The sequence below is a fragment of the Pseudomonas sp. B5(2017) genome (assembly GCF_002112825.1).
Lineage (GTDB): Bacteria > Pseudomonadota > Gammaproteobacteria > Pseudomonadales > Pseudomonadaceae > Aquipseudomonas > Aquipseudomonas putida_Z.
The window spans coordinates 41,539-66,282 of record NZ_NEIR01000023.1; the positions used below are offsets into that span (position 1 = coordinate 41,539).

General features: G+C 63.5%; 23 protein-coding genes. 1 reads left to right on the top strand and 22 read right to left on the bottom strand.

All coding sequences use genetic code 11. The annotated features are described in order from the left end of the window. Positions 1–41 precede the first annotated feature (41 nt). The 7 genes from CAG00_RS26165 to CAG00_RS26195 all read right to left on the bottom strand — a co-directional run bounded on the left by CAG00_RS26165 (position 42) and on the right by CAG00_RS26195 (position 6,245). Positions 42–899 carry a peptidoglycan DD-metalloendopeptidase family protein gene (locus CAG00_RS26165; protein WP_085665688.1) on the bottom strand — a complete coding sequence of 286 codons (858 nt, stop codon included), beginning with the start codon at positions 897–899 and terminating at the stop codon, positions 42–44. 220 nt (positions 900–1,119) lie between these two features. Continuing rightward, positions 1,120–1,758: a protein-L-isoaspartate(D-aspartate) O-methyltransferase gene (locus tag CAG00_RS26170; RefSeq protein WP_015269209.1), complete on the bottom strand. Its 639-nt coding sequence runs from the start codon at positions 1,756–1,758 to the stop codon at positions 1,120–1,122. 35 nt (positions 1,759–1,793) lie between these two features. Next, positions 1,794–2,543 (bottom strand): 5'/3'-nucleotidase SurE, encoded by a 750-nt coding sequence (gene surE, locus CAG00_RS26175; RefSeq protein ID WP_025337991.1) that lies wholly within the window; start codon positions 2,541–2,543, stop codon positions 1,794–1,796. Then, positions 2,531–3,589, bottom strand: a complete 1,059-nt coding sequence (gene truD / locus CAG00_RS26180; protein ID WP_085593278.1) for a tRNA pseudouridine(13) synthase TruD — start codon at positions 3,587–3,589, stop codon at positions 2,531–2,533. Before truD ends, surE begins: the two co-directional genes overlap by 13 nt. Next, entirely contained in the window at positions 3,586–4,059 is a 474-nt protein-coding gene (gene ispF / locus CAG00_RS26185) for a 2-C-methyl-D-erythritol 2,4-cyclodiphosphate synthase (RefSeq protein ID WP_015269207.1), read from the bottom strand. Before ispF ends, truD begins: the two co-directional genes overlap by 4 nt. Positions 4,060–4,269: 210 nt before the next feature. Further along, positions 4,270–5,124: an S-formylglutathione hydrolase gene (gene fghA, locus CAG00_RS26190; RefSeq protein ID WP_025337989.1), complete on the bottom strand. Its 855-nt coding sequence runs from the start codon at positions 5,122–5,124 to the stop codon at positions 4,270–4,272. An 8-nt stretch (positions 5,125–5,132) separates the two neighbouring features. Beyond that, a complete protein-coding gene (locus CAG00_RS26195) occupies positions 5,133–6,245 on the bottom strand; it encodes an S-(hydroxymethyl)glutathione dehydrogenase/class III alcohol dehydrogenase (protein WP_016712915.1) in 1,113 nt (370 codons plus the stop codon). A 107-nt stretch (positions 6,246–6,352) separates the two neighbouring features. Between CAG00_RS26195 and CAG00_RS26200 the strand changes: the two genes are divergently transcribed. Further along, complete coding sequence (locus CAG00_RS26200) at positions 6,353–7,249, top strand: LysR substrate-binding domain-containing protein (RefSeq protein ID WP_025337988.1); 897 nt, start codon at positions 6,353–6,355, stop codon at positions 7,247–7,249. 130 nt (positions 7,250–7,379) lie between these two features. Here CAG00_RS26200 and ispD read toward each other — a convergent pair whose 3' ends face one another. The 15 genes from ispD to bamA all read right to left on the bottom strand — a co-directional run. Next, on the bottom strand, positions 7,380–8,087 hold the full coding sequence (gene ispD / locus CAG00_RS26205) for a 2-C-methyl-D-erythritol 4-phosphate cytidylyltransferase (RefSeq protein ID WP_085619276.1): 708 nt from the start codon (positions 8,085–8,087) through the stop codon (positions 7,380–7,382). Next, the gene (ftsB, locus tag CAG00_RS26210) at positions 8,084–8,365 is read right to left on the bottom strand and encodes a cell division protein FtsB (RefSeq protein WP_004375443.1); all 282 of its coding nucleotides are present in this window, start codon (positions 8,363–8,365) and stop codon (positions 8,084–8,086) included. The genes ispD and ftsB overlap by 4 nt, the downstream gene beginning before the upstream one ends. Before the next feature lie 168 nt (positions 8,366–8,533). Next, positions 8,534–9,823 (bottom strand): phosphopyruvate hydratase, encoded by a 1,290-nt coding sequence (gene eno, locus CAG00_RS26215; protein WP_025337986.1) that lies wholly within the window; start codon positions 9,821–9,823, stop codon positions 8,534–8,536. 153 nt (positions 9,824–9,976) lie between these two features. After that, positions 9,977–10,822 carry a 3-deoxy-8-phosphooctulonate synthase gene (gene kdsA, locus CAG00_RS26220; RefSeq protein ID WP_025337985.1) on the bottom strand — a complete coding sequence of 282 codons (846 nt, stop codon included), beginning with the start codon at positions 10,820–10,822 and terminating at the stop codon, positions 9,977–9,979. Positions 10,823–10,825: 3 nt separating this feature from the next. After that, positions 10,826–12,454 carry a CTP synthase gene (locus tag CAG00_RS26225; RefSeq protein WP_025337984.1) on the bottom strand — a complete coding sequence of 543 codons (1,629 nt, stop codon included), beginning with the start codon at positions 12,452–12,454 and terminating at the stop codon, positions 10,826–10,828. Positions 12,455–12,723: 269 nt separating this feature from the next. After that, positions 12,724–14,007 carry a tRNA lysidine(34) synthetase TilS gene (gene tilS, locus CAG00_RS26230; protein ID WP_085665689.1) on the bottom strand — a complete coding sequence of 428 codons (1,284 nt, stop codon included), beginning with the start codon at positions 14,005–14,007 and terminating at the stop codon, positions 12,724–12,726. A 141-nt stretch (positions 14,008–14,148) separates the two neighbouring features. Then, the gene (accA, locus tag CAG00_RS26235; protein WP_015269200.1) at positions 14,149–15,096 is read right to left on the bottom strand and encodes an acetyl-CoA carboxylase carboxyl transferase subunit alpha; all 948 of its coding nucleotides are present in this window, start codon (positions 15,094–15,096) and stop codon (positions 14,149–14,151) included. Between the two features lie 106 nt (positions 15,097–15,202). Then, positions 15,203–18,727 (bottom strand): DNA polymerase III subunit alpha, encoded by a 3,525-nt coding sequence (dnaE, locus tag CAG00_RS26240; RefSeq protein WP_085593288.1) that lies wholly within the window; start codon positions 18,725–18,727, stop codon positions 15,203–15,205. 252 nt (positions 18,728–18,979) lie between these two features. Then, entirely contained in the window at positions 18,980–19,603 is a 624-nt protein-coding gene (rnhB, locus tag CAG00_RS26245; RefSeq protein WP_013971261.1) for a ribonuclease HII, read from the bottom strand. A gap of 1 nt (position 19,604) precedes the next feature. Then, positions 19,605–20,732 (bottom strand): lipid-A-disaccharide synthase, encoded by a 1,128-nt coding sequence (gene lpxB / locus CAG00_RS26250; protein ID WP_085665690.1) that lies wholly within the window; start codon positions 20,730–20,732, stop codon positions 19,605–19,607. Position 20,733: 1 nt separating this feature from the next. Beyond that, positions 20,734–21,510, bottom strand: coding sequence for an acyl-ACP--UDP-N-acetylglucosamine O-acyltransferase (lpxA, locus tag CAG00_RS26255; RefSeq protein WP_025337980.1), 777 nt, complete (start codon positions 21,508–21,510; stop codon positions 20,734–20,736). Next, positions 21,507–21,947: a 3-hydroxyacyl-ACP dehydratase FabZ gene (gene fabZ, locus CAG00_RS26260; protein ID WP_004375427.1), complete on the bottom strand. Its 441-nt coding sequence runs from the start codon at positions 21,945–21,947 to the stop codon at positions 21,507–21,509. Before fabZ ends, lpxA begins: the two co-directional genes overlap by 4 nt. A 114-nt stretch (positions 21,948–22,061) precedes the next feature. Next, entirely contained in the window at positions 22,062–23,117 is a 1,056-nt protein-coding gene (lpxD, locus tag CAG00_RS26265) for a UDP-3-O-(3-hydroxymyristoyl)glucosamine N-acyltransferase (RefSeq protein ID WP_013971258.1), read from the bottom strand. A gap of 1 nt (position 23,118) precedes the next feature. Next, positions 23,119–23,622 carry an OmpH family outer membrane protein gene (locus tag CAG00_RS26270; protein ID WP_015269197.1) on the bottom strand — a complete coding sequence of 168 codons (504 nt, stop codon included), beginning with the start codon at positions 23,620–23,622 and terminating at the stop codon, positions 23,119–23,121. 44 nt (positions 23,623–23,666) lie between these two features. Beyond that, a partial coding sequence (gene bamA, locus CAG00_RS26275; protein ID WP_085665691.1) for an outer membrane protein assembly factor BamA occupies positions 23,667–24,744 on the bottom strand: 1,078 nt, incomplete at its 5' end.

Consider the following 24,744-nt stretch of genomic DNA (forward strand, 5'->3'; position numbering starts at 1 on the left):
CCTGTCCCCTCTACATCACAGGAACAGGCCGGGTACAACGGTCAACGACGTGGCAGGAACTGGAGCGGATCGACGGGTTTGCCCTGGCGGCGAATCTCGAAATGCAGCTTCACCCGATCTGTGCCCGTGGACCCCATTTCAGCAATCGACTGCCCTGCCTTGACCTGCTGCCCCTCCCGAACCAACAGCCTGCGGTTATGGCCGTAGGCACTGACGTAGGTATCGCTGTGCTTGATGATGATCAGTTCGCCGTAGCCCCTCAAGCCACTCCCGGCGTACACCACTGCACCATCAGACGCAGCAAAAACAGGCTGTCCCAAATCACCGGCGATATCAATGCCTTTATTCAAACTACCGTTTGAAGCGAATTTTCCAATCAGCACGCCATTGGCGGGCCAGGTCCAGCCGCCTACCGCGCGCTCCGCGGCAGGCACCGTGGCGACCACCGGGGCGCTGCTGGAGGCTGTCGGCGTGGCCGGTTTGCTGGTACTGGCAGGGGGTGTGCTGGTACTGCCCACAGGCCGCCGGATGACCGTGGTCTTGCTCGACGACGACGGGCTGGACACCACCGTGGTGCTGCCGGTAGAGCCGCTGCTGAAACGAATCGCTTGCCCCGGGCGAATGGTGTAAGGCGCCGCGATGCCGTTGCGCGCAGCCAGTTCCTTGTAGTCCCAGCCATAACGGAAGGCAATGGAGAACAGCGTATCGCCAGGTTTGACGATGTACTGCCCGGTGGTTACCGCCGGGCGCTTGGGCACGGTGTTATTGCGGTCGACCACCCGCGCGCTGTTGCTGCTGGTGCTCGAGCAACCCACCAGTAGCGTGCCCATGGCCAGTGCAATCACCAGAAGCGTGAAACCCGACCCGTCCTTGCGCTGCCGAATGACTGTGTGACCCACCCGCGCTCCCCTCATGGTGCCGAAAACGATATGAAGACAAGAAATGCAATATTATTGCAATTATAACCAAGCCCGCCCGCATTGGCAGGGTTGGTGAAAGACTGCTGCAAAGCCATGGCACACGCTGTGCGCTAGCGCTTCACCCCGCCAGATAGACAGGGCGTTGCTGCAAGAATTCGGTGCTGGCGTAAAAATATCGCGCGGCTCGAACCAGCAGTGTTCAGGCCAGCGGGCCGTTGAGCAGCGGTACGAAGCGCACTGCCCCCAGCACGCGGCGGGAGAATCCATGCTCCTCGCGCACGATCAGCATCAGCTGCTGGGTTTCGCCGGCTGGCCCCACCGGGATCACCATACGGCCACCGGGCGCCAGCTGGTCGAGCAATGCCTGCGGCACTTCCGGCGCCACGGCGGTGACGATGATGCCGTTGTACGGCGCCAGCGCCGGCCAGCCTTCGCAACCGTCGCCCCAGCGGAACACCACGTTGCGCAGGTTCAGTTCCACCAGGCGCTCCTTGGCCCGGTCCTGCAACACCTTGATGCGTTCCACCGAGAACACACGCTCGACCAACTGGGCCAGGATTGCCGTCTGGTAGCCCGAGCCGGTGCCGATCTCCAGCACCTTGTCCAGCGGCCCGGCCTCGAGCAGCAGCTCGCTCATGTGGGCAACCATGAACGGTTGCGAGATGGTCTGGTTGTGGCCGATCGGCAGCGCGGTGTCTTCGTAGGCGCGATGCGCCAGCGCCTCGTCGACGAACAGGTGGCGCGGGGTACGACGGATCACGTCGAGCACCTTGGTGTTCGAAACGCCCTCCTCGCACAGGCGCTGGATCAGCCGCTCCCGGGTACGCTGGGAGGTCATGCCGATGCCACGCCGCAGCATATCGTCCTCGCGCATCAGAGCAGGCCCTCCAGCCAACCGTCGAGCTGCTCGAAGGCATCACTGAAGGTGCGGTCGAGCTGCAGCGGAGTGATCGATACATAGCCTTGCATCACCGCGTGGAAGTCGGTACCCGGGCCACCGTCCTCGGCATCCCCGGCCACGGCGATCCAGTAGCCTTCCTTGCCGCGCGGGTTGACCACCTTGGTCGGCGCCGCCGCCCGCGCCCGGTGACCGAGGCGGGTAAGCTGGATGCCACGAATGTGCTCCAGCGGCAGGTTGGGGATGTTGACGTTGAGCACGGTGCGCGGCGGCAAGGCCAGGCGCGACTGCGCCTCGACCAGGCGGCGGGCGATATGGGCCGCGGTTGGCAGGTTGTCCGGCTGGCGCGACAACAGCGAAAACGCCAGCGAGGTACCGCCGAGGAAACGGCCTTCCAACGCGGCCGCGACCGTGCCCGAATAGAGCACGTCGTCGCCCAGGTTGGCACCGAGGTTGATCCCCGACACCACCATGTCCGGCGCCTGTGGCAACAGCCCATTGAGCCCCAGGTGCACGCAGTCGGTCGGCGTGCCGTTGAGGCTGATGAAGCCATTGGCCAAGGTCTGCGGATGCAGTGGCCGGTCCAGCGTCAGCGAACTGCTGGCGCCGCTCTTGTCTTGATCCGGGGCAATAACCACGCACTCGGCGTAATCCGCCAGCGCAGCGTGCAGCGCGGCGATGCCGGGTGCGGTAACACCGTCGTCGTTCGAAATCAGAATACGCATGAGCTGTCCGTCTGCCCCGCCGACACCAGATCCACGACTTCGCGCACCACCACGGTGGCGAAGCATCCGGCCGGAAGGACGAATTCCAGTTGCAGGATATCAGGCTCCGGATAATGCCACGTAAGACCGCCAATAGGGAGCCGCAGAATGCGTCGTTCGTGATCCATGCCCGCCAAGGCCAGCCACTGGCAAAGTGCCGGCTGCCGTGCGGCGATCGCATCCTCTTGTTGCGCAGTACTCCCCGTAGCCGGCGAATCGCCTGCCCCCCACAGCGGGCCGGTCGGATGCAGGTCAAGGATCGCCAGCCGAGGATCGGAACATTCCGACTCCCCAGCAGGAAAGAAGCTACGACTCGTGGTGAACGCCAACAGGTCGCCCACCTGCGCACGCGCCCAGCTGCCGTCGGCAACACGGGCTGCCAGCACCTGGTTGAACAGGTAGCTGCGCCCGGCCGAGAGCAACCGCGAACGCACGTTGCGCTGTTCGGGCAGGGCCTTGCGTGCGGCCCAATCGAGAGCGTCGTGAACGTTGCCGCCACCGTGGCCGAAGCGCTGGGTGCCGAAATAATTCGGCACACCGTGCTGCTTGAGCTGTTCCAGGCGCGCATCCACCGCCTGGTGATCGGCAGCCAGGGCAGTCAGGCGCAGCGTGAAGCCGTTGGCCGAATGCGCACCGCGCTGCAGCTTGCGCTGGTGGCGCACCTGCTTGAGCACACGCAGGCTGGCATCCTCGGCACGCGACAGATCCGGGTCGGCCTTGCCGGGCAGGTGCAGGCTGAACCACTGGCGGGTCAGGGCCTGGCGGTCCTTGAGGCCGGCGTAGCTGATCGTGCGCACCGGCACCCCAGCGGCACGGGCCAGGCGGCGGGCCGCCTCCTCGGTGTTCAGGTCACGCTTCTCGACCCACAGCCACAGGTGCTCGCCCTGGCCCGACAGGGGGATGTCCAGTACTTCGTCGACCTGGAAATCCTCGGCCACCGCCTTGAGGACGGCGGTACCCAGTGGTTCGCCCGATGCGCGCGGGCCCAGCAGTTCCAGTTCGGTCATGCTGGCAACAGCAGGGCTACCGAATGCACGGCGATGCCCTCCTCGCGGCCGGTGAAGCCGAGCTTCTCGGTGGTGGTAGCCTTGACGTTGACCTGGTCGAGCTCGACCTGCAGGTCTTCGGCGATCAGCTTGCGCATGGTCTCGATGTGCGGGGCCATCTTCGGCGCCTGGGCGACGATGGTGGCGTCGATGTTGCCGACCTTCCAGCCCTTGGCCTGGACGATGCCGACTACATGGCGCAGCAGCACCCGGCTGTCGGCGCCCTTGAACTGTGGATCGGTGTCGGGGAAGTGTTTGCCGATGTCACCCAGCGCCGCCGCGCCAAGCAAGGCATCGCTCAGGGCGTGCAGCAGCACGTCGCCATCGGAGTGGGCCAGGAGGCCGTATTTGTGGGGGATACGCACCCCGCCCAGGGTAATGAAATCACCGTCGCAGAAACGGTGCACATCGTAGCCGTGGCCAATACGCATAGAAAAACGCCCTGAATGAGTCAGGGCGTGATTCTACCTGCTTTAGCCAGTATTGGGGCCGTCGTTGTAGGAGCAGCCTTGTGCTGCGAATGGGCCGCAAAGCGGCCCCGGCAATATCGGCGATAGCGTTAGACCCAGGGTCTGCTTCGCAGCCCATTCGCAGCACAAGGCTGCTCCTACAGGCGATGAAGCAAGCACCACAGCTACGCCTTACACCCGCCCCAAGGCCACCGCATGATGACGCAGGTGCTCCTCGATGAAGCTGGCGATGAAGTAGTAGCTGTGGTCATAGCCAGGCTGCAGGCGCAAGGTCAGTTCATGCCCACCTTTGCGTGCCGCCTGCTCCAGGGCTTCAGGCTTGAGCTGCTTCTCGAGGAAGTCGTCGCGGTCGCCCTGGTCCACCAGCAACGGCGGGCATTCGCCGGCCGGGGTCTCGGCCAGCAGCACGCTGGCATCCCACTCGCGCCAGCGCGCACGGTCTTCACCCAGGTAGCGGCTGAAGGCTTTCTCGCCCCACGGGCAATCCATCGGGTTGCTGATCGGCGAAAACGCCGACACCGAGCGGTAGCGCCCCGGGTTGCGCAAGGCGCACACCAGCGCGCCATGCCCACCCATGGAGTGGCCACTGATGCTGCGCTCGCCCGAAGCCGGGAAGTGCGCCTCGATCAACGCGGGCAACTCCTCCACCACATAGTCGTGCATGCGATAGTGCTGGGCCCAAGGCTGCTGAGTAGCATTGAGGTAGAAGCCGGCACCCAGGCCGAAGTCCCAGGCACCGTCCGGGTCGCCCGGCACCTGCTCGCCACGCGGGCTGGTGTCGGGGGCGACGATGATCAACCCAAGCTCCGCGGCCAGGCGCTGGGCGCCGGCCTTCTGCATGAAGTTCTCGTCGGTGCAGGTGAGGCCGCTGAGCCAGTACAGCACCGGCAGCTTCTCGCCCTGTTCGGCCTGCGGCGGCAGGTAGACGGCGAACACCATGTCGCAGCCCAGCACCTTGGAGTGATGCCGGTAACGCTTGTGCCAGCCGCCAAAGCTCTTCTGGCAGGAGATGTTATCCAGGCTCATGGCAAACCTCAGAAGTGGATCACGCTGCGAATGCTCTTGCCTTCGTGCATCAGGTCGAAGGCCTTGTTGATGTCTTCCAGACCCATGGTGTGGGTGATGAAGGTATCCAGCGGGATCTCGCCCTTCTCGGACATTTCCACGTAGCTTGGCAGCTCGCTGCGGCCACGTACGCCACCGAACGCCGAACCACGCCATACACGGCCGGTGACCAGCTGGAACGGACGAGTGGCGATTTCCTGGCCGGCACCGGCCACGCCGATGATCACCGACTCGCCCCAGCCCTTGTGGCAGCATTCCAGCGCAGCACGCATCAGCTGCACGTTGCCGATGCACTCGAAGGAGAAGTCCACGCCGCCGTCGGTGAGGTCGACGATCACTTCCTGGATCGGGCGGTCGTAGTCTTTCGGGTTGATGCAGTCGGTGGCACCCAGCTGGCGGGCGATTTCGAATTTGGCCGGGTTGATGTCGATGGCAATGATGCGCGACGCCTTGGCCTTGACCGCACCGATCACTGCCGACAGGCCGATGCCGCCCAGGCCGAAGATGGCCACGGTGTCACCCGGCTTGACCTTGGCGGTGTTGAGCACCGCGCCGATACCGGTGGTGACGCCACAACCCAGCAGGCAGACCTTTTCCAGCGGCGCTTCTTTCTGGATCTTGGCCACGGAGATTTCCGGCAGCACGGTGTACTCGGAGAAGGTCGAGGTACCCATGTAGTGGAACAGTTGCTGGCCTTTGTAGGAGAAGCGCGTGGTGCCGTCCGGCATCAGGCCCTTGCCCTGGGTGGCGCGGATGGCCTGGCACAGGTTGGTCTTGCCCGAGAGGCAGAACTTGCACTTGCCGCATTCCGGGGTGTACAGCGGGATGACGTGGTCACCGACGGCGACCGAGGTGACGCCCTCGCCTACCGCCTCGACGATCGCGCCACCTTCGTGGCCGAGGATCGACGGGAAGATGCCCTCCGGGTCGGCACCGGACAGGGTGTAGGCGTCGGTGTGGCAGACACCGCTGGCGACCACGCGCAGCAGCACTTCACCGGCCTTGGGCATGGCCACGTCGACTTCGACGATTTCCAGGGGTTTCTTGGCTTCGAAGGCTACGGCAGCACGGGACTTGATCATCAAAGGTCTCCAGACAGAGGGTCGATTCAGTTTGGCAGTGTAATTCACCGCCTTTTGATGAATAATCCGGCCAAAGACAAAACATTATTGCCATACAGGGACAATCAATGAGCAGCCGCTGGGAAGGCATCGACGAGTTCGTCGCCGTGGCCGAGTCGGGCCAGTTCACCGCGGCCGCCGAGCGCCTGGGGGTTTCCTCATCGCACATCAGCCGGCAGATCGCCCGGCTGGAGGAACGGCTGCAGACGCGCTTGCTGTACCGCAGTACCCGGCGGGTGACCCTGAGCGAGGCCGGGCAGACATTCCTGCAGCACTGCCAGCGCCTGCAGGATGGCCGCGAGGAAGCCCTGCGCGCCATGGGCGACCTGGCCAGCGAGCCCAAGGGGTTGCTGCGCATGACCTGCGCGGTGGCTTATGGCGAGCGCTTCATCGTGCCGCTGGTGACACGGTTCATGGCGCTGTACCCGCAGCTGCGGGTGGATGTGGAACTGAGCAACCATACCCTCGACCTTGTGCATGAAGGCATGGACCTGGCCATCCGCCTGGGCCGGTTGGCCGATTCACGACTGGTGGCAACCCGCCTGGCGCCCCGGCGCATGTACCTGTGCGCTTCGCCGGCCTACCTGGAACGTTACGGTCGGCCACACAGCCTGTCGGAACTGGCGCGGCACAATTGCCTGGTGGGCAGCTCGGATTTGTGGGCGCTGCAGCAGGACGGCCGCGAGATCAGCCAGCGAGTGCAGGGCAACTGGCGTTGCAACAGCGGGCAGGCGGTGCTGGACGCGGCGCTGCAGGGGATGGGGTTGTGCCAGTTGCCGGATTATTACGTGCTGGAGCACTTGAACAGTGGTGCTCTGGTGTCGTTGCTGGAGGCGCACCAGCCACCGAATACCGCGGTGTGGGCGCTGTATCCGCAGCAACGGCACCTGTCGCCGAAGGTACGGCGGCTGGTGGATTACCTGAAGGAAGGGTTGGCGGGGTTGCCGGAGTATCGGCAAGGCTGAAGGGGGGTGTTGGCTGTGCCGGCCTCTTCGCGGGCTCGCCCGCTCCCACAGGTCCTGCGCATACCTTCAGGCTGGCGCTGTACCTGTGGGAGCGGGCATGCCCGCGAAGAAACCAGCACTGGTCAAAGCCTCAGCGGCGCCCTGCCCAACGCTGGCGCAACCACTCCAGGTCTTCCGGCCGGGTCACCTTGATGTTGTCGCTGCGCCCTTCGACCAGCCGCGGCGCCTGGCCGGACCACTCGATGGCGGAGGACTCGTCGGTTACCAGCACATCCGACACCAGGCACTCGGCCAGCGCCCGATGCAACGCCCCCAGGCGGAACATCTGCGGCGTATAGGCCTGCCAGATGGTGCTGCGGTCGACGGTAGCGCCCACCCGGCCATCGGCATCGGCCCGCTTGAGGGTATCGCGCGCCGGCACCGCCAGCAGACCACCCACCGGGTCGTCCGCCAACTCCGACAACAGCTTGTCCAGATCGCTGCGCGCCAGGTTCGGTCGCGCGGCATCATGCACCAGCACCCAGTCGCTGTCCGCCGCCCCTTGGGCATGCAGCATCAGCAAGGCATTGAGCACCGAGTCGGCACGCTCGCGGCCGCCTGCGGCGCGCTGGATGCGCGGGTCGCTGGCACAGCGCAGGCGAGGCCAGTACGGGTCATCTTCGGCAATGCTGACCACCACGCCCTTGAGCATCGGGTGGCCAAGAAAACAGTCGAGGCTGTGCTCGAGAATGGTCTGCCCGGCCAGCTCCAGGTACTGCTTGGGGCGGTCGGCAGCCATGCGGGCACCTACGCCCGCAGCAGGAATCACGGCCCAGAAGGCCGGTAAGGTTTCGATCATTTCTGTGGCAACTGGAAGAGGGTTTCGCCCTCTTTGACCATCCCCAATTCGTGGCGAGCCCGCTCTTCAACGGTCTCCATGCCTTTTTTCAGCTCCAGCACTTCGGCATCGAGCACGCGGTTGCGCTCGAGCAAGCGCTCGTTTTCGGCATGCTGCTCGGCAATCTGCTGCTTCAGCTCGGTCACTTGCGCCAGGCTGCCATTACCCACCCACAGGCGGTACTGCAGGCCACCCAGCAGCAGGAGCAGGACGAGGAACAACCAATAGGGACTGCGCATCACGTTATCCAGGTTAAAAAGGCTGCCGGGTACTTTTTACTTCGGGGCCTCGAATAGCACGAAGCCTGGCCGAGGCCAGGCTTCGTCGACAGAAACCCGTTGGAATGTAGGAAAGAACAGTACGAACGTTCCTACAACTCCGGCTGCTGTCTTTTTACCATCTCTTGCTTAGCCGCGAAACTCGGCACGACCGCGGTAAACCGCTTTGGCACCCAGTTGCTCTTCGATGCGCAGCAGCTGGTTGTACTTGGAAACGCGGTCGGAACGGCACAGCGAACCAGTCTTGATCTGGCCAGCAGCAGTACCCACGGCCAGGTCGGCGATGGTCGAGTCTTCGGTTTCACCGGAACGGTGCGAAATCACCGCGGTGTAGCCAGCAGCCTTGGCCATCTGGATGGCTTCCAGGGTTTCGGTCAGCGAGCCGATCTGGTTGAACTTGATCAGGATCGAGTTACCGATGCCCTTCTCGATGCCTTCCTTGAGGATCTTGGTGTTGGTCACGAACAGGTCGTCGCCAACCAGCTGCACCTTGGTGCCGATCTTGTCGGTGAGGATCTTCCAGCCAGCCCAGTCGGACTCGTCCAGGCCGTCTTCGATCGAGATGATCGGGAAGCGCTCGGTCAGGCCTTTCAGGTACTCGGCAAAGCCTTCGGCGTCGAACGACTTGCCTTCGCCGGACAGGTTGTACTTGCCGTCTTCGTAGAACTCGGAAGCCGCGCAGTCCAGGGCCAGGGTCACGTCGGTGCCCAGCTTGTAGCCGGCTTTCTCGACAGCTTCGGCGATAGCGCCCAGAGCGTCTTCGTTGGAAGCCAGGTTAGGGGCGAAACCACCCTCGTCACCAACAGCGGTGTTCAGGCCACGGGCCTTCAGCACGGCTTTGAGGTGGTGGAAGATTTCGGTACCCATGCGCAGGCCGTCGGAGAAGGTCTTGGCGCCAACTGGCTGAACCATGAACTCCTGGATGTCGACGTTGTTGTCGGCGTGCTCGCCACCGTTGATGATGTTCATCATCGGTACCGGCATCGAGTACTGGCCCGGGGTGCCGTTCAGGTTGGCGATGTGCGCGTACAGCGGCAGGTCCTGGTCCTGGGCAGCGGCCTTGGCGGCAGCCAGGGAAACGGCCAGGATGGCGTTGGCGCCCAGCTTGGCCTTGTTCTCGGTACCGTCCAGTTCGATCATGGCGCGGTCCAGGCCCTTCTGGTCAGCAGGGTCCTTGCCCAGCAGCAGGTCACGGATCGGGCCGTTGATGTTGGCGACGGCCTTCAGCACGCCCTTGCCCAGGTAACGGCTCTTGTCGCCATCACGCAGCTCCAGCGCTTCGCGCGAGCCAGTGGAAGCACCGGACGGCGCGCAGGCGCTACCGATGATGCCGTTGTCGAGCAGTACATCGGCTTCCACGGTGGGGTTGCCACGCGAATCGAGAACTTCACGACCTTTGATGTCGACGATTTTTGCCATTGTTGTAAGCACTCCAGAATTGACGAAAACAACTTAGCTTAGGAAATTCTTGCCGTTCACCGGGCGGACTTGCAGTGGGCAGGCCGGGTGAAGGGAACCCCTGACCGACTGGTCAGGGGTGGATCGGACGGTACTTTACCCGAGAATCGAGCTTTACGCGGTTTCTACCGTCGGAAAACTTTTCACCAGGTCGTCCAGTTGCTTGAGCTGGGCCAGGAACGGCTCCAGTTTGTCCAGGCGCAGGGCGCATGGGCCATCGCACTTGGCGTTGTCCGGATCGGGGTGGGCTTCGAGGAACAGCCCGGCCAGGCCCTGGCTCATGCCGGCCTTGGCCAGGTCGGTGACCTGGGCGCGGCGACCACCGGCGGAATCGGCGCGACCACCCGGCATCTGCAGGGCGTGGGTCACGTCGAAGAACACCGGGTACTCGAACTGCTTCATGATTCCGAAGCCGAGCATGTCCACCACCAGGTTGTTGTAGCCGAAGCTCGAACCACGCTCGCAGAGGATCAACTGGTCGTTACCGGCCTCCTCGCACTTGGTCAGGATGTGCTTCATTTCCTGGGGTGCGAGGAACTGGGCCTTCTTGATGTTGATCACCGCGCCGGTCTTGGCCATGGCCACCACCAGGTCGGTCTGCCGCGACAGGAAGGCCGGCAGCTGGATGATGTCGCACACCTTGGCTACAGGCTCGGCCTGGTAAGGCTCGTGCACGTCGGTGATGACCGGCACGTTGAAGGTGCGCTTGATCTCTTCGAAGATCTTCAGCCCCTCTTCCATGCCCGGGCCACGGTACGAGGTTACCGACGAACGGTTGGCCTTGTCGAAACTGGCCTTGAACACGTACGGGATACCGAGCTTCTCGGTCACCCGCACGTACTCCTCGCAGACCTTCATTGCCAGGTCACGGGACTCCAGGACGTTCATGCCGCCGAACAGGACGAACGGCTTGTCGTTGGCGATCTCGATGTTACCGACGCGAATGATCTTCTGGGTCATTGATCAGGCCTTGTTCTTCTGAGCCAGGGCTGCCTTGACGAAGCCGCTGAACAGCGGGTGGCCGTCACGCGGGGTCGAGGTGAATTCCGGGTGGAACTGGCAGGCGACGAACCATGGGTGGTCCTTGGACTCGACCACTTCCACCAGCGCACCGTCTTCGGAACGGCCGGAAACCACCAGGCCGGCGTCGACCAGTTGTGGCAGCAGGTTGTTGTTCACTTCGTAGCGGTGACGGTGACGCTCGGTGATCACGTCCTTGCCGTAGCAGTCGTGCACCTTGGAGCCGGCGGCCAGCTGGCAGTCCTGTGCACCCAGGCGCATGGTGCCACCCAGGTCGGAGGCTTCGCTGCGGGTTTCGACGGCACCGGTGGCATCGGCCCACTCGGTGATCAGGCCGACTACCGGGTGGCCGCTGTTGCGGTCGAACTCGGTGGAGTTGGCGTCTTTCCAGCCCATCACGTTACGGGCGAATTCGATCACGGCCACCTGCATGCCCAGGCAGATACCCAGGTACGGCACCTTGTTCTCACGGGCGTATTGCACCGCGGTGATCTTGCCTTCCACGCCGCGCAGGCCGAAACCGCCCGGTACCAGAATGGCATCGGCGCCTTCGAGCAGGCTGGTGCCCTGGTTCTCGATGTCTTCCGAGTCGATGTAGCGCAGGTTGACCTTGGTGCGGTTGGTAATGCCGGCGTGGCTCATCGCTTCGATCAGCGACTTGTACGCATCCAGCAGCTCCATGTACTTGCCGACCATGGCGATGGTCACTTCGTGCTCGGGGTTGAGCTTGGCATCGACCACCTTGTCCCACTCGGACAGGTCGGCGCCATTGCACTGCAGGCCGAAACGCTCGACGACGAAGTCGTCCAGGCCCTGTGCGTGCAGCACGCCCGGGATCTTGTAGATGGTGTCGACGTCTTCCAGCGAAATCACCGCACGCTCTTCAACGTTGGTGAACAGCGCGATCTTGCGACGCGACGAAGCATCGACCGGGTGGTCGGAGCGGCAGATCAGCACGTCAGGCTGCAGGCCGATGGAGCGCAGCTCCTTGACCGAGTGCTGGGTCGGCTTGGTCTTGGTCTCGCCAGCGGTGGCGATGTACGGGACCAGGGTCAGGTGCATCAGCATGGCGCGCTTGGAGCCCACTTCGACGCGCAGCTGGCGGATGGCCTCGAGGAACGGCTGCGACTCGATGTCACCCACGGTACCGCCGATTTCCACCAGGGCCACGTCGGCATCGCCGGCGCCCTTGATGATGCGACGTTTGATTTCGTCGGTGATGTGCGGGATGACCTGGATGGTCGCGCCCAGATAGTCACCACGACGCTCCTTGCGCAGTACGTGCTCGTAGATGCGGCCGGTGGTGAAGTTGTTGTTCTGGGTCATGGTGGTGCGGATGAACCGCTCGTAGTGGCCCAGGTCGAGGTCGGTCTCGGCGCCATCGTGGGTGACGAACACTTCACCGTGCTGGAACGGGCTCATGGTGCCCGGATCGACGTTGATGTACGGATCCAGCTTGAGCATGGTGACCTTCAGGCCCCGCGCTTCCAGGATGGCCGCCAGGGAAGCCGAGGCAATGCCTTTCCCCAATGAAGAAACAACACCGCCCGTGACGAATATGTAGCGCGTCATGAAAAACCCTAGAAGTCTGCGTTAAGGCGGCCAGCGCCGCCGGAGAAAGCGAAGGAAGGCCGAAGCCCCCGATCACCTGCGTCAATCACAGTGCATCTCGAAAAACTGCCGCGTCTGTACAGACCAGGGGTATCCCCGGCATGGAGCTCGCTCGTCATTTCCAGAATCAGCCCAGCAAAAAACTGCTTGGTAATCGGCAACTCCTGTGTTTTCGCGGAACCCACAGAAGCTGTATCAAGAAGGGAGGGTAGTCTACCCGAATGTACCCTTCAGCTCAAACCTTGCGCGTTCGTCGGCAACTGCCAGGACAGCTGGCAATCAGCCTGCACCAGCCCGGGCAGGTTGGCCACCGCCAGCAGGCGCTCGCCCTGGTACAGCAGTGGCAGGCGCGGGCGCAGGAAAAGCGGCACCTGCAACTCGTTGAGCAGGCGCTTGAGGTCGCGTCGGCCGCGGCCGGGGAGGTCCAGCACTTCACCGCCCTGACGGTAGGCAATGCGCAAGCCGTGCAGCGGCGCTGCGCCAACAAGACGCACACTGCCGTTACCCGGCAACGGCAAAGGCTTGGCGGGATCGGCCCAGGCCAGTTCGCCGACGGGCAGCTGCAGCCAGTCACCGCTCAACCACCAGATGCGCCCATGACTGCGCAGCAATTGCCCATCGGCAAGTTGCCAGGCGGGCTGGGCATCGGCGGCGGCATCGCGCAGGTCGGCCCAGCCGGCCCAGTGCCGGGTGTCGGGCAGGCGGGTACGGTGGCTCAGCCAGTATTGCAAGGCATTGCGCTGACGGGCCGGCGACAGCGCCACCAGAGTAGCCAGGTCGAGGGAGTCCAGCCCCGGCCAAGCCACCGGCGCGCCCTCCCCGGCGAGCGCCAGGTCGTCTTGGGCCAGCTCGTCCAGCAGGCCTTGGGCTTCGCCCAGGTGCTCGGCGGCGCGAGCCAGGTTCTGGCTGGCCTGCGGCCAACGTTGCTGAAGCAGCGGAAACACTTCGCTGCGCAGGTAGTTGCGGGCAAATTGTGTGTCAGCGTTTGACGGATCTTCGATCCAGGCCAGCCCATTGGCCTGGGCATGGTCCTGCAGTTGCTGGCGGGAACAGCCCAGCAATGGCCTGACCAGGCTGCCCTGCCCTAGCGCCCGCTGCCCCGGCATTGCAGCCAGGCCACGCAGGCCTGCGCCGCGCAGCAGGCGGAACAGCAGGGTTTCGGCCTGGTCATCGCGGTGCTGGCCGGTGAACAGGATGTCACCCGGGCCGAGGGCTTGCCTGAAGGCAGCATAGCGGGCGTCGCGGGCGGCCTGTTCGAGGCTGGCGCCGGGGGTGACCTGGACGTGGATGACCTGGAGTTCGATGCCGAGATTGTCGCAGATGGTTTGGCAGTGGGCGGGCCAGGCATCGGCGGCGGATTGCAGGCCGTGATGGACGTGGATGGCGCGCAGTGGAGGGGATGCGTGATTACGGGCGTAGTCGGCCAGCAGGTGCAGGAGAACGGTGGAATCGAGGCCGCCGGAGAAGGCGATGTACCAGGTGGGGGCGTTGAGCCAAGCTGTGAGGTTGATCATCGAACCCGCACTCAATTCGAGAATGCATTCGCGGGTGAACCCGCTCCCACAGGGATCGCGCCGTTTCAGAGGGCTGCGCAATACCTGTGGGAGCGGGTTCACCCGCGAACACCGGCGAAGCCGGTGCCATTCATCTCGCTATCAGAGACCGTAGCTCATCAGGCGATCGTAACGGCGGGCCAGCAGCGCGTCATGGTCGAGCTTGCCGAGCATGTCCAGCTGCTGTACCAGGTCGGCACGGATGCTTTCCGACATCTTCGCCGGGTCACGGTGGGCGCCGCCCAGCGGCTCCTGGATGACCTTGTCGACGATGTTCAGGCTCTTCAGGCGCTCGGCAGTGATGCCCATGGCCTCGGCTGCGTCGGCTGCCTTGTCGGCAGTCTTCCACAGGATCGAGGCACAGCCTTCCGGCGAGATCACCGAGTAGGTGGAGTACTGCAGCATGTTCAACTGGTCGCACACGCCGATGGCCAGCGCACCGCCGGAACCACCCTCGCCGATCACGGTGGCGATGATCGGGGTTTTCAGGCGCGCCATCACGCGCAGGTTCCAGGCGATGGCCTCGCTCTGGTTGCGCTCTTCGGCGTCGATGCCCGGGTAGGCGCCCGGGGTGTCGATGAAGGTCAGGATCGGCATCTTGAAGCGCTCGGCCATTTCCATCAGGCGGCAGGCCTTGCGGTAGCCTTCAGGGCGCGGCATGCCGAAGTTGCGGCGTACCTTCTCGCGCACTTCACGGCCCTTCTGGTGGCCGATGACCATGACCGGCTTGCCGTCCAGGCGCGCGGTACCACCGACGATGGCAGCGTCGTCGGAGAAGTGGCGGTCGCCGTGCAGCTCTTCGAACTCGGTGAAGATGTGCTCCAGGTAGTCCAGGGTGTAAGGACGACGCGGATGACGGGCCAGGCGGGCGATCTGCCAGCTGGTCAGGTTGCCGAAGATGCTTTCGGTCAGGGTGTTGCTCTTGTCTTGCAGACGGGCAATTTCATCGCTGATGTTCAGCGAGTTGTCGTTGCCTACCAGGCGCAGGCCTTCGATCTTGGCTTGCAGGTCGGCAATCGGCTGTTCGAAATCGAGAAAATTCGGGTTCATAGTCATCCGTCTTGGGTCTACGGCCAGGCGGCCGGCCGGTTGATCCGTTTGGCGCCCTACCTTAAGGGATCAGGCGCATTCAGGTCGAGATTAAATTTTTGTCGGTTCAACGATATTGCAGGAAGACGTTCTCACGCCCGAACTGGTCACGCAGCGCCTGAATCAGCCCATCGGCCGGGTCGATCGCCCACTGCTCGCCGAACTGCAGCATGGCCTTGGCGTCGCTGCCGGTGTACTCGAGGGTGATCGGGCAAGCGCCGCGATGGCGGGTAATCAGCTCGCCCAGCCACTTCAGCCGGTCGCCCTTGAGCGCTTCGTGTGCCACCTTCAGGCGCAGGCTCTCGGCCAGCTTGGTGCGCGCATCCTCCATGGTCATCACCTGCTTCACCCGCAGGCGCAGGCCACCGGAGAAATCGTCGTTGCTGACCTCGCCTTCGACCACCACCATGGCATCGGTCTGCAGCAAGGACTGTGCCGCCATGAAGGCATCGGCAAACAGCGACGCCTCGATGCGCCCGGAGCGGTCATCCAGGGTGACGAAGCCCATCTTGTCGCCCTTCTTGTTCTTCATCACCCGCAGGGCAATGATCATCCCGGCGATGGTCTGGGTTTCGCGTGACGGCTTGAGGTCGATGATGCGCTGGCGGGCGAAGCGGCGGATCTCGGTCTCGTACTCGTCGATCGGGTGGCCGGTGAGGTACAGGCCGAGGGTGTCCTTCTCGCCCTTCAGGCGTTCCTTGAGGGTCAGTTCGCGCACCTTGCGGTGGTTGGCGTAGACGTCGGCATCCGCCTCTTCGAACATGCCGCCGAACAGGTCGACGTGGCCACTGTCGGCGGTGTGGGCGGCCTGCTCGGCAGCCTTGATGGCCTCGCCCAGCGCCGAGAGCAAGGTTGCACGGTTGATGTCGATGTTGGCGTGGTAGGCCTTGATCTCGTCATGGAAGTGCGGGCCCAGGCGGTCCAGCGCGCCACTGCGGATCAGCGCGTCGAGGGTACGCTTGTTGACCCGCTTGAGGTCGATGCGCTCACAGAAATCGAACAGGTCCTTGAACGGGCCACCCTGGGCGCGGGCCTCGACGATCGCCTCCACCGGGCCTTCGCCGACGCCCTTGATGGCGCCCAGGCCGTAGACGATGCGCCCGTCATTGTTGACGGTGAACTTGAAGTCGGAGAAGTTCACGTCCGGCGCGTCGAGGCGCAGCTTCATGCTGCGCACTTCCTCGACCAGCACCACGACCTTGTCGGTGTTGTGCATATCCGCCGACAACACCGCGGCCATGAATGGCGCCGGGTAGTGGGTTTTCAGCCAGGCGGTCTGGTACGACACCAGGCCATAGGCGGCGGAGTGGGATTTGTTGAAGCCGTAGCCGGCGAACTTCTCTACCAGGTCGAAAATGTTACCCGCAAGATCCGCATCGATATTGTTGGCCACGCAGCCTTCGATGAAACCACCGCGCTGCTTGGCCATTTCCTCGGGCTTTTTCTTACCCATCGCACGGCGCAGCATGTCGGCGCCGCCGAGGGTATAGCCAGCCATGACCTGGGCGATCTGCATCACCTGCTCCTGGTACAGGATGATGCCGTAGGTCGGTGCCAGTACCGGTTTCAGACCTTCGTACTGGTAGTCGGAGTGCGGGTAAGCCAGCTCGGCGCGACCGTGCTTGCGGTTGATGAAGTCGTCCACCATGCCCGATTGCAGCGGGCCCGGGCGGAACAGTGCCACCAGTGCGATCAGGTCTTCCAGGCAGTCGGGCTTGAGCTTCTTGATCAGCTCCTTCATGCCACGCGATTCAAGCTGGAACACCGCCGTGGTTTCGGCCTTCTGCAACAGCTCGTAGGTCTTGCGGTCGTCCAGCGGGATGAAGTCGATGTTGACGTCGGGCAGGTTCTTCTTGGCCTGCTCGCGGTTGATGATCTCCATCGCCCACTTGATGATGGTCAGGGTCCGCAGGCCGAGGAAGTCGAACTTCACCAGGCCGGCAGCCTCGACGTCATCCTTGTCGAACTGGGTTACCAGGCCGCCGCCCTCTTCGTCACAGGCGATCGGCGAGAAGTCGGTGAGCTTGGTCGGGGCGATGACCACACCACCGGCGTGCTTGCCGGTACCGCGCGTCACGCCCTCGAGCTTCAGGGCCATGTCCCAGATCTCGCGGGCGTCTTCATCGCCCTTGAGGAAGTCACGCAGGATCTCTTCCTGCTCGTAGGCCTTCTCCAGGGTCATGCCCACTTCGAAGGGGATCATCTTCGACAGGCGGTCGGCCAGGCCGTAGGACTTGCCCTGTACCCGCGCCACGTCTCGCACCACCGCCTTCGCCGCCATGGTACCGAAGGTGATGATCTGGCTGACCGCGTTGCGGCCATAGGCTTCGGCCACGTAGTCGATCACCCGGTCACGGCCATCCATGCAGAAGTCGACGTCGAAGTCGGGCATGGAAATACGTTCAGGGTTGAGGAAGCGCTCGAACAGCAGGTCGTAGGCCAGCGGGTCGAGGTCGGTGATCTTCAGCACGTACGCCACCAGCGAGCCGGCACCCGATCCTCGGCCCGGGCCAACCGGTACGTCGTTGTTCTTGGCCCACTTGATGAAGTCCATGACGATCAGGAAGTAACCGGGGAAGCCCATCTGGATGATGATGTCCAGTTCGAACTTCAGGCGGTCCAGGTAAACCTGGCGCTTCTCTTCGTAATTGGGTGTGGTCTCTTTCGGCCACAGCACCGCCAGGCGCTCTTCCAGGCCTTCGTGGGACACATGCCGCAGGTAGTCATCGATGCCCATGCCGTTGGGCGTTGGGAAGTCGGGCAGGAAGTACTTGCCCAGCTGCACCTGGATGTTGCAGCGCTTGGCGATCTCGACAGTGTTGGCGATGGCATCGGGCAGGTCGCTGAACAGCTCGGCCATTTCCTCGGCCGACTTCAGGTACTGCTGGTCGCTGTACATCCTTGGCCGACGCGGGTCGTCGAGGGTCCACCCCTCACCGATGCATACGCGGGTTTCGTGGGCATCGAAGTCCGATTGCTTGATGAAACGCACGTCGTTGGTTGCGACCAGCGGAGCGCCGAACTTGTCAGCCAACGCCACGGCGGCGTGCACGTACTCTTCGTCACGGGCACGGTTGGTACGCTGCACTTCGACGTAGAAGCGCTCGGGGAACATGCCCATCCAGTCTTGCAGCAGGGCCTCGGCTTCATCGTCCTTGCCGGCCAGCAAGGCCATGCCGATATCGCCTTCCTTGCCTGCGGAAAGGGCGATCAGGCCCTCGCTGGCGGGGGCGATCCATTCACGCTGGAGGATGACCAGGCCGTTACGCTGGCCGTCGGTCCAGCCGCGCGAGATCAGCTCGGTGAGATTGCGGTAGCCCTTGGGGTTCATGGCCAGGAGGCAGATACGCGACAGCGGTGCTTCCGGGTCGGCAGCGGCCAGCCACAGGTCGGCGCCGCAGATCGGCTTGATGCCGGCGCCCATGGCAGTCTTGTAGAACTTTACCAGCGAGCACATGTTGCTCTGGTCGGTGATCGCCACCGCCGGCATGTTCATCCCGGCCAGCGCCTTGGCCAGCGGCTTGATCCGCACCAGGCCGTCGACCAGCGAGAATTCGGAGTGGACGCGCAGGTGAACGAAGGGAACCGACATGGAAGATCCTGTAGCAGTGCTGAACGACAAGGGCGGGATTGTAGCTTAAATGAGGATAGGATTTGGGATTGCGGTGTCGGCCAGAGAATAAAGAATGTGCGCGCACCGCCGCCCCTGTGGGAGCGGGTTCATCGAGGCGTCGAACCGCCGCGAAGAATCCAACGCGGTGTATGGCACCGGCTGCGCCGGTGTTCGCGGCTAAAGCCGCTCCCACAGAGGATAGCGTGACACCTGCAGCAACGAACTAATAGCTCAGATCAGGGAGTCGGTGACGCCTTCACGTGCATCCCACGCGGCCCGCACCGGGGCAAAGGAACGCCGATGAATGGGTGTAGGCCCCAAGCGTGCCAGTGCCTCGAGGTGCACCGGGGTCGGGTAGCCCTTGTGCCCGCCAATGCCATAACCCGGGTAGATCAGTTCGAATGCGCTCATCTCCCGGTCGCGGGTCACCTTGGCCAGGATCGACGCCGCCGCGATGGCCGGCACCTGGCTGTCGCCCTTGACTACCGGCGACGCCGGTACGGCCAGTTTCGGGCAGCGGTTGCCGTCGATCAGGGCCAGCTTCGGTGTAATGTGCAGGCCTTCCACGGCGCGCTGCATGGCCAGCATGGTCGCGTGCAGGATGTTCAGGCGGTCGATTTCCTCGACCTCGGCGCGGGCGATGCAGAAGCTCAGGGCCTTTTCGCAGATCTCGTCGAACAGCGCCTCGCGCTTGGCTTCGGTGAGCTTCTTCGAGTCGTTCAGGCCGAGGATCGGGCGCGCCGGGTCGAGGATCACCGCAGCGGTCACCACCGCGCCGCACAGCGGGCCACGGCCCACTTCGTCGACGCCAGCGACCAGGTCTTCGACCAGGTTGAAGTCCAGTCCAATTTGCATGTCAGCGGTCCTTGAGCAAGGCCAGTACCGCCTCGGCCGCCTGGTTGGAGGCGTCACGGCGCAGGGTGCGGTGAATTTCGTCGAAACTTTCGGTCTGCTGGCTGCCATCGGCCACCAGCGGCGCCAGGGTGTTGGCCAGGGCTTCGCTGGTGGCGTCGTCCTGCAGCAACTCGGGTACCAGCGCCCGCTGGGCCAGCAGGTTCGGCAACGACACGTAGGGGCTCTTTACCAGGCGCTTGAGGATCCAGTAGGTCAGGGGCGCGAGGCGATAGGCCACCACCATCGGTCGCTTGTACAGCAGTGCTTCGAGGGTGGCGGTACCCGAGGCGATCAGCACCGCGTCACAGGCCGCCAGGGCCTGGTGCGACTGGCCATCGAGCAAGGTCAGCGGCAGCTGGCGCCCTTCGAGCATCTGCTCGACCTGGGCGCGACGCGCGGCATTGGCGCAAGGCAGCACGAAACGCACGCCCGGTACCTGCTGGCGCAGCCGTTCGGCAGCATCCAGGAACAGTGCGCCCAGGCGCCCTACTTCGCCGCCCCGGCTGCCCGGCATCAACGCTACTACCGGCCCTTCGCCCAGGCCCAGCGCGGCACGTGCGGCAGGGCGGTCGGCTTCGAGCGGGATGGTGTCGGCCAACGGGTGGCCGACGAAGCGCACCGGTACGCCCTGCTCTTCATAGAACCGCGCCTCGAATGGCAACAGCGTCAGCATCAGGTCGCAGCCTTTGCGAATCTTCAGCACACGCTTCTGCCGCCAGGCCCAGACCGACGGGCTGACGTAGTGCACGGTCTTGATCCCGGCCTGACGCAGTTTCAGTTCGATGTTGAGGGTGAAGTCGGGGGCATCGATGCCGATGAACACATCGGGCTTTTCGCCGATCAGGGTCTCGATCAGCAGCTTGCGGCGCTTGAGCAGCTCGCGCAGGCGCCCCAGCACTTCGACCAGGCCCATGACGGCCAGGCGCTCCATGGGGAAATAGGATTGCAGGCCTTCGGCTTCCATCAAGGGGCCGCCAACGCCGATGAACCGTACGTCGGGGTGGCGTGCCTTGATGGCACGCATCAAGCCGGAACCGAGAATGTCGCCGCTGGCCTCACCTGCGACCAAGGCTACGCAAAGCTGGGCCATGTCAGCGGGTGATGCCGCGGGCGGAGTTCACGATCGACTGACGGAACAGATCGACCTCAGGGTGCTTCGCAGCCAGTTCGTCCAGCTCCTTGAGCGCGTCTTCGACGGTCAGGCCCTGGCGATAGACGATCTTGTAGCAACGGCGCAGCACATGGATCACCTCGTCGCTGAAACCCCGGCGGCGCATGCCTTCGAAGTTCATGCTGCGGGCTTCGGCCGGGCTGCCGAACACGGTGACGAAGGCCGGGACATCCTTGCCGATCGCCGTGCCCATGCCGGAAAACGCGTGGGCACCGATATGGCAGTACTGGTGCACCAGGGTGTAGCCGGACAGGATCGCCCAGTCCCCCACGTGCACATGGCCGGCCAGGGCCGTGTTGTTGACCAGGATGCAGTGGTTGCCGATGACGCTGTCGTGGCCGATGTGGGCATAGGCCATGATCAGGTTGTGGTCGCCCACGGTGGTTTCCGCACGGTCCTGGACGGTGCCGCGGTGAATGGTCACCCCTTCGCGGATCACATTGTGATCGCCGATCACCAGGCGCGTCGGCTCACCCTTGTACTTGAGGTCCGGGGTGTCTTCGCCGATCGAGGAAAACTGAAAGATACGGTTGTGCTTGCCGATGCGGGTCGGCCCTTTGAGCACAACATGCGGGCCGATAACGGTGCCCTCCCCGATTTCCACATCGGGGCCAACGATCGACCAGGGGCCGACCTCGACACCATCGGCCAGCTTGGCCGACGGGTCGATAATGGCCCGAGGATCAATCGAATTCATAGGGAGCGTTCCGCGCAGGTGATTTCTGCCGAGCAGACCGGCTTGCCGTCGACCAGGGCGCGGCACTCGAATTTCCAGATCATGCTCTTGCGGCTGAGGAACTTGGCTTCCAGCACCAACTGGTCACCCGGCAGTACCGGCTGACGGAAACGCAGCTTGTCGGAGCCGACGAAGTAGTACAGGGTGCCATCGGCCGGCTTGGCGTCGAGCATCTTGAAACCGAGGATACCCGCGGCCTGTGCCATGGCTTCGATGATCAGGACGCCCGGCATGATCGGGTGAGCCGGGAAATGGCCGTTGAAGAACGGCTCGTTGATGCTGACATTCTTGTAGGCACGAATGCTCTGGGCCTCGTAGTCCAGCTCCGTCACGCGGTCCACCAGCAGGAACGGGTAACGGTGAGGCAGGTATTCGCGAATCTCGTTGATGTCCATCATTTCGGGGGGGAAGCCTGTAATAAGAATAGGGAGCGCAGGTGCTGACCACACGCTCCTTTTGCAGTCCAAAGAGGAGCCAGCTAGCGACTGTTCACTCTTGCTCAGGGAATGGTATCAGCCTTCTGATGTCGGCTGGCCACCTGAGGTCACGGTATCGACGCGTTTTTCCAGCTGCTGGAGACGCTTGGCCATGTCGTCCAGGTGGCGGATACGCGCGGCGCTCTTGCGCCATTCAGCCAGTGGCTGCATGGCAGTGCCGGAAGAATAGGCACCCGGTTCGGTGATCGAACGGGTCACCATGGTCATCCCGGACACGAAAACGTTATCACAGACATCGATATGACCCACCATGCCGACACCTCCGGCAATGGTGCAATGCTTGCCGATGCGCGTGCTGCCGGAAATCCCGACGCATGCAGCCATGGCCGTATGCTCACCGATCTGCACGTTGTGGGCGATCTGGATCTGGTTGTCGAGCTTGACCCCATCAGCGATCCGCGTATCCGACAGCGCGCCACGATCGACCGCGGTATTGACACCGATTTCCACGTCGTCGCCGATGGTCACGCCACCGATCTGGGCGATCTTGCGCCACACGCCCTTCTCGTTGGCAAAGCCGAAACCTTCACCGCCGATCACCGCACCCGACTGGATGACCACACGCTTGCCGATGGTCACATCATGGTACAGGGTGACCCGTGGGGCCAGCCAGCCGCCCTCTCCGATCACGCAACGGGCACCGACCACGCAGTGTGCACCCACACTGACATTAGCCGCGATGCGCGCACCGCTTTCGATGACCGCGAACGGCCCGATGCTGGCACTGGCGTCCACCTGCGCGTCCTCGGCCACCACGGCGCTGGGATGAATACCCGCCACAGCCTTGGGTTTGGGGTCGAACAGGTGGGAAATGCGCGCGTAGGCCAGGTACGGATCGGCGACGATCAGCGCATTGCCGGCAAAGCCTTCGGCGTCCGCCGCCTTCAGCAGCACCGCGGCAGCCTGGCTGCTATCCAGGAATTTGCGGTACTGCGGGTTGGCGAGGAAGCTCAACTGACCTGGGCCAGCCTCCTGCAAGGTGGCCAGCCCGGTAATCTGCAGCGCCTCGGGCCCCTTGAGGGTGGCGCCGAGGGCCTCGGCCAACTGGCCTAGCGTCATGGTCACGGTCATATCAACGGGCTTGGTTCATGCGCTCGATGACCTGGCGGGTGATGTCGTACTGAGGCTTGACATCAATGACCGCGCCACGTTCGAGGACCAGGTCGTAACCGCCTTTCTTGATCACTTCCTCGACAGCGCCATCCAGCTTCGGCTTCAGCTGCTTGAGCATGTCGCGGTCAGCAACGGCCTTGGCTTCGTTCAGTTCCTTGGACTGGAACTGGAAGTCACGGGCCTTCTGCTTGAACTCGAGCTCCAGGCGCTCGCGCTCCTGCTGCTGCATCTTGTCGCCGCCCTTGATCAGACGGTCCTGGATGCCCTTGGCGCTGCTTTCCAGGCTTTTCAGCTTGGTCAGTTGCGGGCCGAACTTCTTCTCGGCATCCACCGCGTATTTCTTGGCGGCATCCGACTCCAGCAGGGCCATCTGATAGTTCAGGACGGCAACCTTCATTTCGGCGAAAGCCGGGGTGGCGACCAGCGCCGCGGCCACTACGGCCAGTTGGGTCAACTTACGCACGATGCACTCCTGGATAAACCGTTGTCATTAAGCGAGGGCCGACCTCAGAAGGTCTGGCCCAGAGAGAATTGGAACACCTGGGTGTCGGCATCGTCCGGCTTCTTGACCGGCATTGCCAGGCTGAAGCTCAGCGGGCCCAGTGCGGTGATCCAGGTCACGCCCAGGCCGACCGAACTGGCCATGCCCGAGAAACCGACCTTCTCGCAATCCGGCTGGTTGCCGCAATTGGTGTCGAACACGTTACCCACGTCCCAGAACACGGAGGTGCGCAGCGAACGCTGGTCCTTGACGAACGGCAGCGGGAACAGCAGCTCGACACCACCTTGTACCAGCACGTTGCCACCAAACGGCAACGGATCCTGGTCCGGGTCGGCGATGGTGCCTGGCTTGCCACCGTTGGCCTCGCCGCGGCTTGGGGTACTGCGTGGGCCCAGGCTGCTGTCCTTGAAGCCACGGACGGAGTTGAAGCCACCCGCGAAGTAGTTCTCGTAGAACGGCAGGCCCGAGGTGCTGCCATAACCGTCACCATAACCCAGCTCGGTGTGCAGGCGCAGGGTGTAGTCGTTGGTGATCGGCTTGAACAGCTGGCCGCGGTAGTCGAGCTTGAAGAACGACAGGTCGCTGCCCGGAATGGTGGATTCCAGGGTCAGGCTCTGGGAGTGACCACGGGTTGCCAGCACACCTTTGTTCAGGGTCGACTCGGACCAGCCGATCGAGGCCTTGAAGTTCAGGAAGTTGTCGCCTTCCTCTTCGAGGAAATCGAAGATCTCGTCAACGGTGTACTTGCCGGTCTTGATCTTGTCCTGCTGCACGCTCAGGCCATAGGTCAGGCGCGAGGTCTCGCTGATCGGGTAGCCGAGGCTGACGCCCGCACCGTAGCTGTCCACCGCGTAGCTGGCCACGTCGACGTCGAGGTCGTCGTAGTCGGTGCTGCGGTAGAAGGCGTTGTAGCCCAGGCTCACGCCATCGGCAGTGAAGTAGGGGTCAACGAAGCCGAAGTTGTAGCGGGTCTGGTATTCCGAACGGGTCAGGCCGATGGACACCTTGTTACCGGTACCGAGGAAGTTGCTCTGGCTGATCGAACCACCGAGGATCAGGCCGGCGCTCTGGGCGAAACCGACG

What these genes read in the sequence shown, in the direction of transcription:
- CAG00_RS26170 (WP_015269209.1), bottom strand. Translation starts at nt 1,758, where the DNA reads ATGACCTCCCAGCGTACCCGGGAGCGGCTGATCCAGCGCCTGTGCGAG.
- surE (WP_025337991.1), bottom strand. Translation starts at nt 2,543, where the DNA reads ATGCGTATTCTGATTTCGAACGACGACGGTGTTACCGCACCCGGCATC.
- truD (WP_085593278.1), bottom strand. Translation starts at nt 3,589, where the DNA reads ATGACCGAACTGGAACTGCTGGGCCCGCGCGCATCGGGCGAACCACTG.
- ispF (WP_015269207.1), bottom strand. Translation starts at nt 4,059, where the DNA reads ATGCGTATTGGCCACGGCTACGATGTGCACCGTTTCTGCGACGGTGAT.
- fghA (WP_025337989.1), bottom strand. Translation starts at nt 5,124, where the DNA reads ATGAGCCTGGATAACATCTCCTGCCAGAAGAGCTTTGGCGGCTGGCAC.
- CAG00_RS26195 (WP_016712915.1), bottom strand. Translation starts at nt 6,245, where the DNA reads ATGATCAAGTCCCGTGCTGCCGTAGCCTTCGAAGCCAAGAAACCCCTG.
- CAG00_RS26200 (WP_025337988.1), top strand. Translation starts at nt 6,353, where the DNA reads ATGAGCAGCCGCTGGGAAGGCATCGACGAGTTCGTCGCCGTGGCCGAG.
- ispD (WP_085619276.1), bottom strand. Translation starts at nt 8,087, where the DNA reads ATGATCGAAACCTTACCGGCCTTCTGGGCCGTGATTCCTGCTGCGGGC.
- ftsB (WP_004375443.1), bottom strand. Translation starts at nt 8,365, where the DNA reads ATGCGCAGTCCCTATTGGTTGTTCCTCGTCCTGCTCCTGCTGCTGGGT.
- eno (WP_025337986.1), bottom strand. Translation starts at nt 9,823, where the DNA reads ATGGCAAAAATCGTCGACATCAAAGGTCGTGAAGTTCTCGATTCGCGT.
- kdsA (WP_025337985.1), bottom strand. Translation starts at nt 10,822, where the DNA reads ATGACCCAGAAGATCATTCGCGTCGGTAACATCGAGATCGCCAACGAC.
- CAG00_RS26225 (WP_025337984.1), bottom strand. Translation starts at nt 12,454, where the DNA reads ATGACGCGCTACATATTCGTCACGGGCGGTGTTGTTTCTTCATTGGGG.
- tilS (WP_085665689.1), bottom strand. Translation starts at nt 14,007, where the DNA reads ATGATCAACCTCACAGCTTGGCTCAACGCCCCCACCTGGTACATCGCC.
- accA (WP_015269200.1), bottom strand. Translation starts at nt 15,096, where the DNA reads ATGAACCCGAATTTTCTCGATTTCGAACAGCCGATTGCCGACCTGCAA.
- dnaE (WP_085593288.1), bottom strand. Translation starts at nt 18,727, where the DNA reads ATGTCGGTTCCCTTCGTTCACCTGCGCGTCCACTCCGAATTCTCGCTG.
- rnhB (WP_013971261.1), bottom strand. Translation starts at nt 19,603, where the DNA reads ATGCAAATTGGACTGGACTTCAACCTGGTCGAAGACCTGGTCGCTGGC.
- lpxB (WP_085665690.1), bottom strand. Translation starts at nt 20,732, where the DNA reads ATGGCCCAGCTTTGCGTAGCCTTGGTCGCAGGTGAGGCCAGCGGCGAC.
- lpxA (WP_025337980.1), bottom strand. Translation starts at nt 21,510, where the DNA reads ATGAATTCGATTGATCCTCGGGCCATTATCGACCCGTCGGCCAAGCTG.
- fabZ (WP_004375427.1), bottom strand. Translation starts at nt 21,947, where the DNA reads ATGATGGACATCAACGAGATTCGCGAATACCTGCCTCACCGTTACCCG.
- lpxD (WP_013971258.1), bottom strand. Translation starts at nt 23,117, where the DNA reads ATGACCGTGACCATGACGCTAGGCCAGTTGGCCGAGGCCCTCGGCGCC.